Here is a 13,303-nt window from a genome sequence, read left to right on the forward strand (position 1 = left end):
CCGGACCCTGTTCCCTTTCCGGCCGAGTGCGTCGGCTCGCCTGTCAGCCGTCCCGGACCGCCGCCCAGTCGGTGACGCCGGTCACCGTTCCGTTCGCCAGGTCCACCCGGGCCCTGTAGGCGAGTTCCCCTGACGGGGAGCGGCGGATCTCGACGCTCGCCGCGCCGTCGACGTAGTCGCGCGACCGCCCGACGACGACCGACCCGTCCGACCCGCCGGTGACGTTCTCGACCCGGAAGGTCCGGACCCCGTCGGACCCGTTCACCGACCACGCGGTCGCGTTCACCCGGGCCGCGGACCCGACGGTGAGTTTCCGTATCGGTTCGACCGCCAGTTCGTATCCGTCCATCGCGGCGAGGGCCCGTCGCACGGTTTCGTTCGACCGGGCGATCGCCTTCGCCCGCCGGCGCTCGCGGTCGGACAGCGGCGTGTCGGTGCTGACTCTGAACCGCCCGCTGTCGACCCGTTCGATCTCGACCCGGCTCGCCGACGAGACGTTCGCGACCACGGTCGGGTCGCGGTCGGCGTCGGCGACGCTCACGTTCGTCTCCGAGACCACGAACGCCGCGCCGGGCTCGCCGGCGTCGGCGGGTCCGCCCGGGAACAGCGCGGTCCCGGCCGCCGCGAGTCCGACGCCGAGCGCCACCAGCCCGACGAGCAGGGCCGCCCGAGCCCGATAGTCGGTCGTCCGGGTGCGGTCGTCGGTCGCCATCCCGTGATCGGTCGGTCGGAAGAGCCAATCAACCCGTCGATGAAACGCGTTCCGAACGCGTTGGAAACGCGTTTCACGGACGTTTCAGCGCCGAACGCCGGGATGAGAGCGATACGCATTTGGGGGTGTCCCCGGCTAGCGGCGGCCATGGACCCCCGCGCCCTCCACGCGCGACACCTCCTCGCCGCGGTCGCCGTCGTCGCCGCGGCGCTCGTGCTCGCCGTCCAGCTGATCTCGCCGTCCCCGGTCGTCGTCTCGATGGGCGCCGACGGCACTCAGACCACCCGCATCGGGCAGTACTTCACGTACGGCGACGTGACGGTGGTCGGCCTCTCGGCGGCGCTCCTCGGGGCGGCCGGCACGTACCTGCTCGTGGGCGACTCAAGCCGGTCCGATACCGCTCCCCACCAGCCCGGTACCGACTCCGACCGGACGGACGACCGCGCCGACACCCGGACTCCGGCCGCTGACCCCGACGCGGCACAGCCCGTCGCTGACGGCGCGACCCGCGCGCCGGACGCCGCGCCCGAACGCGCCGAGGGGGCGGCCGGCGACGACTCCGGGCGGGCGACCGCCGCCGGTTCCGGGACGGTGGCCGCGGTCGACTCCGGGACAGCGAGCGCGGCCGATCCGGAGTCCCGCCGCGAGGAGTGGGAGGCGGCCGCGGAGCGGCTGACCGGCAACGAGGAGACCGTCTTCAGGCTCGTCCTCGACGCCGGCGGCGAGCTCCCCCAGCGGGAGATCGTCGAGGAGACCGACCTGTCGAAGGCGACGGTCAGCCGGACGCTCGACGCGCTCGAACACCGCGACCTCCTCGAGCGCAAGCGCCGCGGCATGGGCAACCTCGTCACGCTCACCTGACCGATTCGTCACGCTCGCCCGACCCGCTCGGCACGCTCACCCTACCCACGAAACGGCGGATTTCGGGCGTTTCGAACCGCTTCCGTCCCCTTTCCAATCAACGACTTTGAGGGCTTTCTCCGAAGGTGTCGCCGGGGCGACCGCCCCACTGAGACAATGCGACGGAAACTACTCGCACTCGCGGCCGCCGCGGTGTTCGTCCTCGGGACGGGCAGCGTGGTGGCCGCGACCGCGACGGATTCGCCGGCCGCCCCCGCGACGGGGACGCCGGCGCCAGTCGAACCGCCCGACAACTACACGGTCGCGACCGTCGACCCCGACGACGAACTCGACGCGGCGACGGTCGAGGACGCCTGGCGGACGGCGTGGGCGAACGAGACCGTCCGCGACGCCGTCGACGGCGAGCGCGTCCGCTTCGAGGTGTGGGCGCCGGTCACCGAGGGCGACCCGGTGTCGGTCTGGGTCGCGCGCAACGAGACGGCGCCGACCCGCGTCGTCGCCGACGTGTCGAACGGCTCGGTCGTCGCCGTCGACGAGCCCGCCGTCGTGACCGCCGACGAGTTCGAACGGGACAAGATCGAGATCGAACGGGTCGGCAACGGGACGACCCGATTCGGAGGCGACGAAGCCTCCGGGGGTTCGCCCCCGAGCGAGACGAACGCGACGCGACTCACGGCCGACAGCGACGCGTTCGTCCGGATATCGCTGAACGACAGCGAGTACACGGTATCGAACACGTCGACCCCCGGACGGTGACCGGACGGACCGCGCACTGCGGCCCGTCCGGCGCCGCTTCCGCCCGTCGTCGGTCGACGGGCGGGTAACCAGCGAGCGGCGCTACGCCAGCGCGACCGCGGCGCCGACGGCGACGCTCACCAGCGCGAGGCCGGCGAGTGCGACCGTCGTCGTCCGGTCGCGCCGGTCGTCCGAGCTGTCGGTACCGAACCCGCCGCGGCCGGTCAGGACGCCGACGCCGACGGCGACCGCCGAGAGGCCGCCGACGAGCGCCAGTGCGGTCCAGCGTTCGAGTCCGTGCCGTGCGACTTCTCGCGCGGCCGTGCCGGCGAGGAGGACGCCGGTCGCTATCGGGGCCGCGCCTGTCGTCTTGTTGGAGGGCATCGTCTGAGATCTCGGGGGCGATTCCCAAAAGTGCGGCGGCGCGGAACGCCCTCGGTGCGCTCGTAGCAGTGATCGTCACCGCGATGGACAGCGCGCGCCGACCGCACCTGACAGCACCACCGACACCGAGCACGATCCACCGTCCGTTCGCGAGTCGGTCACTCCCCGATCCGGCCGGAATCGCCCTCTCCGGAGGGATCCGGCGCCGTGTCTTCCTCGTCTCCCTCGGGCCACCCCACTTCCTCCCGGACGAGGTCGGCCGCGTTCTCGACGGCGCCGACGCTGGAGAGGTAGCCGGCGCCGACCGACGTTTTGAGCGCCTTCGCCGACCGTCCCCTCAACACCGTGGGGCCGACCTGCGCGACGGCGCCGTCGCCGACACTGACGAGCCAGCCCAGCGAGTCGAAGCGGTAGCCGTCGAGCCGTGGCTCGAAGCCGCCCTCGCCGGAGAGTTCGTGGTCGACGAGCCGGGCGACGTTGTCGGCGGCGACGCGGGCCTCGCGGATGGCCGCCTGGGCGCTGGCGGGGACGGCCTCGCCGTCGGTGTCGACGACCCGGCCGGCGTCGCCGACGACGAAGGTGCCGTCGCGGTAGCGCAGGTCGCCGCGGACGACCGGGCGCTCCCCGCGGAGGGCGTCCGGGCCGCGGATCCCGCCGGTCCAGACGAACCCGTCGTAGCGCTCGGTCGACCCGTCGGCGAACGCGACCCTCTCGTCGTCGGCGCTCTCGACGGCGTGGTTCGTCTCCACGCGCACGTCGCGGGCCTCCAGTTCCTCGCGGACCGCCCGCTGGAAGTTCTCGGGGAAGTTCGGCGCGACGGTCCCCTCCTGTTCGAGGAGGACCACCTCGACGGCGTCGCGGGCGCCCTCCTCGCGGGCGAGCGCGGCGAGCTCGCCGGCGACCTGCACCCCCGACAGGCCCGCCCCGCCGACGACGACGCGGGCCGGGTCCGCGGCCGTCCCGGCGTCGACGGCGTCGAGGAAGTCCGCGCGGACGGCTTCGGCGTCGGCCAGGCGCTTGAGCGGCGTCGCGTGGGCCTCGACGCCGGGCAGGCCGTAGTAGTTGGTCTCGGCGCCCAGGCAGACGGCGCCCACGTCGTAGGACAGTTCGGTGGGTTCCGCCGGGCCGTCTCCGCCCTCCCCGAGGGCGGCGACGCCCGCCGCCGTGTCGATGTCGGTGACGGTCGCCTCGCGGACGGTCGCGCGGTCGAGCATCTCGTCGAGGTCGACGACGATCTCGTCGGCCAGGGAGGGTCGGCGGACGACCCGGTGGAGTTCGTGCTGGACGAGGTGGCTGGCGTCCTCGTCGACGACGACGAGGTCGGCCGCCTCGGGGAGCGACGATTCGAGCTCGCGGGCGAGGGTCAGGCCGGCGTATCCGGCGCCGAAGACGGCGACGCGCATGACGGGACTGCGGGCCGAATCGAGAAAAGGCCACTGACGGGCGGGTCGGAAACCGTCTGCTGGCGGCGGCCCCCGACGCGGCTGGTCGAGGGGGTACGAGCCCCGGTCGGTCCCGTCCGCCGGGAACCGTGGCCGGTTTCAAATACTCGCCGGGCGAACCCTCGAACATGTACGAGACGATCCTGGTGCCGACCGACGGCAGCGCGCACGCCGAGCGGGCGGCCCGCCACGCCGTCTCCCTGGCGGCGGCGTTCGACGCGACCGTGACGGTGCTCGGCGTCGCGGACCTGAACCGGCGGCCGGACCGTTCAACGCGGGCGGGGTCTCGGGTGAGTTCCGCGAGCGCGTCGAGCGCGGGGCCGAGTCCGCCGTCGAGGACGCGGCGGCGCTGGCCGGCGACCGCGTGCCCGTGGAGACGGCGGTCGTCTCCGGCGACCCCGCGAAGGCCATCGTCGACTACGCAGCGGAGGGCGAGTTCGACGCCGTCGCGATGGGCACCCACGGCCGGCGCGGGCTCTCGCGGCTCGTCTTCGGGAGCGTCGCGCGGTACGTCCTCCGCCACGCGGCGCGGCCGGTCCTGACCGCCCGCGAGACCGACGCCGACCCCGTCACCGACTACGACGACGTGCTCGTCCCCACGGACGGCAGCGACGCGGCCGAGGCGGCGGTCGACCACGGGCTCGCCGTCGCAGAGGCCTTCGACGCGACCGTCCACGCGGTCCACGTCGTCGACCTGGGATCGATGGCGACCAGGACGGGCGTCGAGCCGCCGACCCGCCAGCTGGAACGGCTCACCGAGGCCGGCGAGGCCGCCGTCGAGGCCGTCGCCGAGCGTGCCCGCGACGAGGGGCTCGACGCGGTGACCGCCGTCGAGGAGGGGTTCCCCGCGGCCGACCTGCTCGACTACGTCGACGAGGCGGGGGTCGACCTCGTGGCGATGGGCACTCACGGCCGCACCGGCCTCGACCGCGTGCTGCTGGGGAGCACGACCGAGCGGGTCGTCTCCCGTTCGCCCGTGCCGGTGCTGGCCGTCCGTCCCGACTCCGGGTGAGCCCGACTCGCTCCGCCGTGCCGGTGCTGGCCGTCCGTCCCGACTCCGGGTGAGCCCGACTCGCTCCGCCGGGCCGGTTCCGGGTTCGAGTGCGGTTTCCGGGTCGGTCGGGCCGCTGACCCGGCGGGCAAACGGTGTCCGCGAAGGGTTTCAATCGGGGCGGGGCTCCGCTCCGGCCACGGTTCACATCCGAAAGGGGGTTCGAGCGACACAGACCGCGACCCCGCATCGCCGCCGGGACCGGCCCGAACCGGTCGGGATTCCCGCAGTTCGACGGCGCACGACGCCGCACTCTCACTCGCCCCGTCGCTCCCGGACCAGCTCGTCAGCCGTCCGAACCGCGTCGGCCACCCGGCGCGGCGAGGCGTCGACGGGCTCCAGTCCCATCCCGTGCTCGCAGGCGACCTCCCCGACGGCCGTCAGGTCGTCCTCGTCGACGCCCAGTTCGGCGAGGGTCACGTCGAGACCGATGTCGAACAGCACGTCGAGGACCTCGGAGACGACGTCGGGACCGGCGTCGCGGGCGAGCAGTTCGGCGACGGTGCCGAAGCCGACGAGCAGGCCGTGAGGCTCGCGGACGCCGGCGTTGGTGAGACCGATCTGGACGGCGTGGGCGCCGGCGGTGCCGCCGCTCTCGAAGCCCAGTCCCGACAGGAGGGTGTTGGCCTCGACGACCCGCTCGACGGCGGGCGTGACGGCGTCGCGCCGGACCGCGGCGAGGGCGTCGGGGCCGTGCTCGCGGACGCGGCGGTAGGCCTCCTCGGCGAGCGCGCGGGCGGCGAAACTCGACGCCCCGTCGGCGTCGGTGCGTCCGCCGGTTGCGGCGACGGCCTCGGCCTCGAAGCGGGTGGCGACGGCGTCGCCCATGCCGTAGGCGAGAAAGCGGGCGGGCGCCCCGGCGACGACGGCGGTGTCGACGAGGACGAGTTCGGGGTTGCGGTCGCGGTAGCGCACCTCCCGGAAGTTCCCGGCGTCGTCGTAGACGACGGCGACGGTGCTCGTGGGCGCGTCGGTGCTGGCGATGGTCGGGACGACCGCGAGTTCGGCGTCGGCCCGGTCGGCGACGGCCGTCGCCACGTCCATCGCGACGCCGCCGCCGACGCCGACGACCAGGTCCGCGCCGGCGGCCGCGGCGGCGTCGACGTGGTCGTCGAGGACGGAGTCGGTACAGCGGTCGACCGCCGAAGCGGTGTGGGCCAGCTCGACCCCGGCGTCGGCCAGGCCGGCCGAGACGGCGTCGCCGGCGGTCACCAGGGCGGTGTCGCCGCCGAGGACGTACGCGCGGTCGGCGTCGAGGCGGTCGAACTCGGCGCCCGCGTCGTCGAGGGCGCCGGCCCCCTGGACGTAGGCGCGCGGCGAGACGAAGCGTCGGTGCATGCCCGGGGGTGGTCCGGCGTGGCCGTTAAACGTTCGGGAGCTATCGTCGCTCGCGAGACGGGCGCGCGAGGCGCGGAGCGGCAGCGCGGCCCGCTCCGGACAGACGGTAAGGTATAAGCGGCTCTGCGGACGTTCGTGGGGTATCAGCGCATGTCGGGAGACACGCCGGCGGCGGGCGACGGTTCGGGCGGATCGGGCGCCGGGTCGGGCAACGAGTCCGTCCTGGCGAGTTACTTCGGGTTCGCGGAACACGACACGGACCTGACGACGGAGGTCCTCGCGGGGCTGACGACGTTCCTGACGATGAGCTACATCGTCGTCGTCAACCCCTCGATCCTGACGGGGATCCCCGGCGAGAAACCCGGCATCGTCATCGACGGGTACGCGCCGGGGGAGGTCGAACAGATGCTGGCGGTGACGACCATCCTCGCGGCGTCGGTGGCCATCTTCGTGATGGCCTTCTACGCGAACCGGCCGTTCGCGCAGGCGCCGGGCCTGGGACTCAACGCCTTCTTCGCGTTCACCGTGATCGGCGCGCTTGGGATCCCCTGGGAGACGGCGCTCGCCGCGGTCGTCGTCGAGGGGGTGATCTTCATCGCCCTCACCGCCGTCGGCGCCCGCGAGTACATCATCGAGCTGTTCCCGGCGCCGGTGAAGTTCTCCGTCGGGACGGGGATCGGGGTCTTCCTCGCGATGATCGGGCTCCAGGAGATGCGGCTGGTCGTCGACGACGGGGCGACGCTCGTGACGCTCGGCTCGGTCGCCTCCGACCCGGTCGCCATCATGTCCGTCCTCGGCCTGTTCCTGACGCTCGCGCTCTACGTCAAGGGGACGCGGGGCGCGATCCTCCTCGGGATCCTCGCGACGACGGCGGGCGGCTACCTCGTCGAGGCGGCGGGGCTGGTCGGCGGCGGGACGCTCACCGCGAACATCCCCGATGCGCAGTACGACATCTCGCCGCTGTTCGGGGCGTTCCTCGACGGCTTCCAGAACGTCGACGCCTTCGCGTTCGCGCTCGTCGTGTTCACGTTCTTCTTCGTGGACTTCTTCGACACCGCGGGGACGCTGACCGGCGTCTCCCAGGTCGCGGGCTTCCTCGACGAGGAGGGGAACCTGCCGGACATCGACAGGCCCCTGATGGCCGACGCCATCGGGACGACCGTCGGCGGGATCATCGGCACCTCGACGGTGACGACGTTCGTCGAGTCGGCGACCGGCGTCCAGGAGGGCGGCCGGACGGGGATGACGGCGCTGGTCGTCGGCGTCCTCTTCCTCGGGGCGCTGGCGGTCGTGCCGCTCGCGGCGGCCGTCCCGCTGTACGCCTCCCACATCGCCCTGGTCGTCGTCGCGCTGCTGATGCTCCAGAACGTCGTCAAGGTCCAGTGGGACGACCTCACCCACGCGATCCCCGCGGGGCTGACGGTCATCGTCATGCCGCTGACGTTCTCGATCGCCTACGGCATCGCCGCGGGCATCGTCAGCTACCCGGTCGTCAAGGCCGCGCGCGGCGAGCGCAAGGACGTGCGACTCGGCCAGTGGGCGCTGGCCGCCGCGTTCGTCGTCTACTTCGCCGTCCGGACCGGCGGCGTCCTCCAGACGGTCGCCTGAGCGGGTCGGCGCCGGATCGGGCCGGCCGCAACCGGACGTTCGCCGCAGGCGGTCAGCCCTCGACCACGAGGTCGACGTAGTCGAACCGCTCCACGTCGACGAGTCCCCTGTTCGTGAGTCGGTACTCGGGGATCACTTCGAGCGCGAGGAAGGACAGTTCCATCAGCCCGCCCTCGGGGTCGAGGCCGACCGCCTCGGCGGCCGACTCGACGGCGGCGAACTCGTCGGCGACGGTCGAAAGCGGCTCGTCGGACATCAGCCCGGCGACCGGGAGCGCCAGCGACGTGACCGAGTCCTCGGCGGGGTCGTAGACCGCCACCCCGCCCTCGACCTCCCGGAGGTGGTTCGCGACGCGGGCCATCGCCGCGTGGTCGGTCCCCGCGACGATGCAGTTGTGGGCGTCGTGGGCGACGGTCGACCCGACGGCGCCGCGATCGAGGCCCAGGCCGTGGACGAACCCGCGACCGATCCCCCCGTCGCCGCCGTGGCGCTCGACGACGGCCATCGGGAGCACGTCGGCGTCCGTGTCCGCGCGGAGGACGCGCGGGTCGTCGCCAGGTTCGTCCCCGATGTTCCCGGCGTCCGCCGACCCGCCGGACAGCGGCCCGACCGGCACCTCTGCCTCCATCCGCGCGGTCTGGATGCCGCCGACGGCGTCGACGACCCTGACCGTCACCGGCCCGTCGCCGTCGCGTTCGACCGCCAGGTCCGCGGCGTCGACGGGGTCGAAGTGGACGGTGTCGGTCGCGAGTTCCGAGGTCGGCGGCTCGGCCCGACCCTCCGTCGGGTCGACGACGCCGTCGACGACGACGTGGTCGACCGACCAGGATTCGAGATCCGAGAGGACGACCAGGTCGGCGGGCGCGCCGGGCTCGATCCGGCCGAAGGGGAGGTCGTAGGCCTCGGCGGTGTTGATCGTCGCCAGCTGGACGGCCTCGACGGGGTCGACGCCGCGGTCGACGGCGGCGCGGACGGCGTGGTCGACGCCGCCCTCCTCGACCAGGTCCGTCACGTCGCGGTCGTCGGAACACAGCGAGATCCGGCGGCTGTCGACCTCGTCGACGAGACCGACCAGATCGGCGAGGTTCTTGCTGGACGACCCCTCGCGGAGGTAGACGCGCAGGCCCGCCCGGACCTTCTCGCGGGCCTCGGCCAGGGAGATGCTCTCGTGGTCGGTGTCGAGGTAGCGGGCGACCGCCTGGAGGTCGTCGCCGGTGACGCGGGGGGCGTGGCCGTCGACGGTGAGCCCGCGCTCGCGGGCGGCGCGGATCTTCGCGTGGACGGACTCGTCGCCCGCCAGCAGGCCGGGGATGTTCATCACCTCGGCGAGCGCGACCACCTCGTCGATGTCGAGCAGCTCGCGCACGTCGTCGACGTCGACGGTCGCGCCGGCGTCCTGGAGGTGGCTGGCCGGGACCGACGAGGAGACGCCGAACCGCGCCTTCAGCGGCGTGTGCCGGGCGTCGGCGACGACGTTCCGGATCCCCTCGGCGCCGAGGACGTTGGCGAGTTCGTGCGGGTCGTGGACGACGCTGGTCACGCCGCGGGGGACGACCGCCTCGCCGTAGCGCGGCAGCGTCACCATCGACGACTCGACGTGCATGTGGGCGTCGATGAGCCCCGGCGCGACGTACGCCCCCTCGATCTCGCGGTCGGCCGGCCGCTCCGCGAGCGCGACGACCTCGCCGTCGTCGACCGCCACCGCGCTCTCTTCCAGCCGTCCGGTGTTGACGTTGACGAGCGTGCCGCGCACGAGCAGGTCGACGGCGTCGCTCACCGGATCCGCCCCCCGGTTCGACCGTCCGTGCGACCGCGAGTGACAGCAGTCATGTGTCGCGATAGCGCGAGCGACCACTAATAGGTGCGCAAGTGCGGGCGAGGCGGCGTCGAGTCCGGGATCGCCGTCCGCGATCGGGGAACGACCGGCCGGGTCGCGAACGCTTTTCCGCCGGAGCGCCCACTCGAATGTATGACCGGATCAGACCGCATCGTCGTGTTGAACCAGCCCGCACACGGGGACCCCGCGAGCGAGTACGCCGCGGAGCTCCGGTCGCGGCTCCCGAGCTACCACGTCAAACTCCCGCGGACGGAGGGGGAGACCCGCGAGGCGGTCGGCGCCGCCCGGGTCGTCACCGGGATGCACATGGACGAGGAGCTGCTCGCCCGCGCCGACGCCCTCGAACTGTTCGCCGGCGGGTCGGCGGGCGTCGGCCACCTGCCGCTCGACGCCTTCCGCGAGCGCGGCGTGGCCGTGACGAACGCCTCGGGCGTCCACGGGCCGAACATCGCCGAGCAGGTGGTCGGCTGGCTGCTGGGCTTCGCACGGCGGCTCGACGAGGGGTGGCGCCGCGAGCAGACGAACACCTGGCAGCACTTCCGCGGCGGCGAGTTCCGGGGGTCGACGGTGACCGTCGTCGGCATGGGCGCCATCGGCGAGGCGGTCGTCGAGCGCCTGGAGGGGTTCGGCGTCGAGACGATCGGCGCCCGCTACAGCCCGGAGAAGGGCGGTCCGACCGACGAGGTCGTCGGCTTCACCGACGACGAGTCTTTCCAGGGGGCGCTCTCGCGGTCGGAGTACGTCGTCGTCGCGGCGCCGCTGACCGACGAGACGCGCGGGCTCGTCGGCGAGGCGGAACTCGCGGCGATGCCGACAGAGGCCGTCCTCGTGAACGTCGGCCGGGGCCCCATCGTCGACACGGAGGCGCTGGTCGACGCGGTCCGCGGGAACAAGCTCGGCGGCGCGGCGCTGGACGTGACCGACCCGGAGCCGCTGCCCGCCGACCACCCGCTGTGGGAGTTCGACAACGTCCGGATCACGCCGCACAACGCCGGCTCGACGCCGAACTACTGGGAGCGGCTCGCCGACATCCTCGTCGAGAACCTCGAACGCATCGAGGAGACCGACCGCCGCGACGGCCTCCGGAACCAGGTCGTCACACCCGAGGGGGAGTGACGGCGGGACGGACGCGGTCTCCGCGGTGGCCGTCGCGGACGCCGAGACGCGACCCGCGTTCGCGCGACCCGCGCACGCCACCAGCAGCTACTTTTCCGGACGGTCCCAGGCACGGGTATGACCGACGGCGACGGGTCGCGGCTGTATCCGAACCGCGACCGGCGGGACGGGACGGCGGACGGGGGCGGCGACGACCGAACCGCCGACGAGTCGGCCGGAGACGAACGGGCCGGCGACCGGGCGAGCGTCTCCCGCCGGGGGGTGCTCGCCGGGTCGGCGACGGCCGGCGCGGCGCTCGCGGGGTGTCCGAGCGGGCCCGGCGGGAGCGGGACGGATAGCGCGACGCCGTCCGGCGGCGAGGGGACCGGCGACGACACGGTCGTCGTCTTCAACACGGGCGACGCGACGGTGAGCCTGATCGACCCCGAACGGGACGAGGTGGTCGCCACCCAGCACGTCGGCCTCTCCGCGTCGTTCCCCTCGAACCAGTACGCGCCCGGCCTGACGACCGCTCCCGAGGACCCCCTGTGGCTCAACGTCGGCCGGGGCGTCCGCGCCCTGACGGCGGGGTCGCTCTCGGAGGTCGCACGCGTCGAGACGGGGTCGGGGTCGAACTGGCAGGAGCTGACGCCCGACGGGTCGGCCGCCGTCGTCAGCGCCCGCGAGCCCGCCCACCGGAACCTCCTGGTCGACGCCGACCGGGACTCGGAGACGTTCGGGGAGGTCCTCGCGGGGATCGACCGGGCCGACGAGGGCGGCCGCGGCGACCGGGAGGGGCCGGGGCCCTGCGACGTGACGGTCCACCCCGACGGCGCCGTCGCCTACGTCCCCGACCTGTTCGGCGACACGCTGACCGTCCTCCGGCTGGACCCCTTCGAGATCGAGACGCAGATCGACGTGCCGGCCGCAGGCAGCGACGGCGGCGGTTCCGACGGAGACGCCGCCGCCTCGGCGCCGTGGATGGGGACGGTCGCCCCGAACGGCGACCGCCTGATCGTCGAGCATCAGACGGGAACCGAGAGCGTCTGGGACACGAGCGACCCCGCCGACCCGGAACTGCTGGCGCAGCTGACCCCCGAGGCCGACGGCCTGGGGGAGGGCGCGCTCACCAGCGAGGTCGGTCCCGACTCGCGCTACGGCTACGTCTTCACGCCGGGGACCGACGACGTGTCCGTCGTCGACATCGAGGCGGAGGCGGTGGCCGACCGGATCGACCTCGGCGGCTCGGCGTTCGCCGGCACGTGGGACCCGGGCCGCGAGAAACTGTACGTCCCGGTCCAGACGAACGACGAGGTGGCGGTGATCGACGCCGAGTCGCGGGAGCTCGTCGAGCGGGTCCCGGTCGGGGCCGCGCCCTACGGGTCGACGGCGGCCCGGGTCCGCCCCGAGTCCGACGGCCCGGCGAGCCTGCTCGCGGCGATGGCCGCCGTCGGCCTGGACGTGGGGGAGGCCGACACCACCTACTGCGTCGGCAACTGCGCGTGCGGCCACCGGCTGTAGCGTGAAAACGGGGTCGTGCCTGCGGGGGCGACCGTCGAGTGCCGCCGGGACGGCCGCTCAGGCCTTCTCGATCCGGTAGGGGTGGTCCACCTTGAACGCGCTGTAGGCCAGCACGCCGTGGGCGAGCACCATGACGGCGAGGAAGACGACGTTCCACAGCGGGTTGTTGTACCAGATCAGGTCGATCCCCCAGGAGCCGTCGACGAAGGGCCACAGCGGCTCGATGGGCGTCGAGATGTCCGGCGCCGACAGCATGTCGGCGAAGACGTGGCTCAGCCAGCTGACGAGGACGGCGCCGGTCGCGAACACGAACATGCTGGAGGCGTCGAACCGGTCGCCGCGGACCCACCCGTCGACGCGGTCGGTGAGCAGCCAGGCGGCGAGCGCGCCGGCGACGAGCGCCGCCGCGACGGCGAATATCACGGTGTGCGTGACCCCGTGGTGGTGGACGGCGTCCGGGAACGCCATCGCGAGGTACTTGTCCCCGTCGGGTATCGGTGCCACGACGGCGGCGATGGCGACGAACACGACGCTGACCCGGTCGTGCCAGACGAACCACGCCGGGAGCGCCCAGAGCAGCGCCATCGCTACGTGTCCCATGACGTCGACCATTGCGACCGCGTTTGGGCGCCGAACGGAATAGCCCGGCGGCCTGCAGGCGCAACTCGCCGGGCCGAGCGCGGCCGACTCGCGGCCCCGGGCGAGGTCGGCTCGCGTGC

General features: G+C 73.5%; 12 protein-coding genes and 1 pseudogene. 7 read left to right on the top strand and 6 right to left on the bottom strand.

All coding sequences use genetic code 11. From position 1 onward, the window contains the following. Positions 1-43 precede the first annotated feature (43 nt). The gene (locus tag E3328_RS07645; protein WP_135363989.1) at positions 44-712 is read right to left on the bottom strand and encodes a hypothetical protein; all 669 of its coding nucleotides are present in this window, start codon (positions 710-712) and stop codon (positions 44-46) included. 147 nt (positions 713-859) lie between these two features. Here E3328_RS07645 and E3328_RS07650 point away from each other — a divergent pair, with 147 nt between their 5' ends. Beyond that, positions 860-1,573: a DUF7343 domain-containing protein gene (locus E3328_RS07650; protein ID WP_135363990.1), complete on the top strand. Its 714-nt coding sequence runs from the start codon at positions 860-862 to the stop codon at positions 1,571-1,573. Positions 1,574-1,729: 156 nt separating this feature from the next. After that, positions 1,730-2,329 (top strand): hypothetical protein, encoded by a 600-nt coding sequence (locus E3328_RS07655; RefSeq protein ID WP_135363991.1) that lies wholly within the window; start codon positions 1,730-1,732, stop codon positions 2,327-2,329. 81 nt (positions 2,330-2,410) lie between these two features. Here E3328_RS07655 and E3328_RS07660 read toward each other — a convergent pair whose 3' ends face one another. Then, complete coding sequence (locus E3328_RS07660) at positions 2,411-2,692, bottom strand: hypothetical protein (protein WP_135363992.1); 282 nt, start codon at positions 2,690-2,692, stop codon at positions 2,411-2,413. 158 nt (positions 2,693-2,850) lie between these two features. After that, entirely contained in the window at positions 2,851-4,095 is a 1,245-nt protein-coding gene (locus E3328_RS07665; protein ID WP_135363993.1) for an NAD(P)/FAD-dependent oxidoreductase, read from the bottom strand. Between the two features lie 167 nt (positions 4,096-4,262). Here E3328_RS07665 and E3328_RS22730 point away from each other — a divergent pair. Then, positions 4,263-4,367, top strand: a pseudogene (locus E3328_RS22730) (universal stress protein); the annotation flags it as partial. Between the two features lie 131 nt (positions 4,368-4,498). Continuing rightward, positions 4,499-5,146: a universal stress protein gene (locus E3328_RS22510; RefSeq protein ID WP_281275769.1), complete on the top strand. Its 648-nt coding sequence runs from the start codon at positions 4,499-4,501 to the stop codon at positions 5,144-5,146. A gap of 294 nt (positions 5,147-5,440) precedes the next feature. Here E3328_RS22510 and E3328_RS07675 read toward each other — a convergent pair whose 3' ends face one another. After that, entirely contained in the window at positions 5,441-6,523 is a 1,083-nt protein-coding gene (locus tag E3328_RS07675; protein ID WP_135363994.1) for an iron-containing alcohol dehydrogenase, read from the bottom strand. A gap of 150 nt (positions 6,524-6,673) precedes the next feature. Here E3328_RS07675 and E3328_RS07680 point away from each other — a divergent pair, with 150 nt between their 5' ends. Then, positions 6,674-8,131 carry an NCS2 family permease gene (locus E3328_RS07680; protein ID WP_135363995.1) on the top strand — a complete coding sequence of 486 codons (1,458 nt, stop codon included), beginning with the start codon at positions 6,674-6,676 and terminating at the stop codon, positions 8,129-8,131. A 52-nt stretch (positions 8,132-8,183) separates the two neighbouring features. Here the strand turns inward: E3328_RS07680 and E3328_RS07685 are convergent, their stop codons facing one another. Continuing rightward, on the bottom strand, positions 8,184-9,908 hold the full coding sequence (locus tag E3328_RS07685) for an adenine deaminase (RefSeq protein WP_135363996.1): 1,725 nt from the start codon (positions 9,906-9,908) through the stop codon (positions 8,184-8,186). Between the two features lie 192 nt (positions 9,909-10,100). Here E3328_RS07685 and E3328_RS07690 point away from each other — a divergent pair, with 192 nt between their 5' ends. Continuing rightward, a complete protein-coding gene (locus E3328_RS07690; RefSeq protein WP_135363997.1) occupies positions 10,101-11,084 on the top strand; it encodes a D-2-hydroxyacid dehydrogenase in 984 nt (327 codons plus the stop codon). A 117-nt stretch (positions 11,085-11,201) separates the two neighbouring features. Further along, on the top strand, positions 11,202-12,584 hold the full coding sequence (locus E3328_RS07695; protein WP_135363998.1) for a YncE family protein: 1,383 nt from the start codon (positions 11,202-11,204) through the stop codon (positions 12,582-12,584). A 57-nt stretch (positions 12,585-12,641) separates the two neighbouring features. On the opposite strand, the gene E3328_RS07700 is transcribed toward E3328_RS07695, so the two are convergent. Beyond that, positions 12,642-13,184, bottom strand: a complete 543-nt coding sequence (locus E3328_RS07700) for a metal-dependent hydrolase (RefSeq protein WP_246022929.1) — start codon at positions 13,182-13,184, stop codon at positions 12,642-12,644. Positions 13,185-13,303: the final 119 nt, after the last annotated feature.

This window comes from Halosimplex halophilum (assembly GCF_004698125.1).
GTDB classification, from domain to species: Archaea; Halobacteriota; Halobacteria; order Halobacteriales; family Haloarculaceae; genus Halosimplex; species Halosimplex halophilum.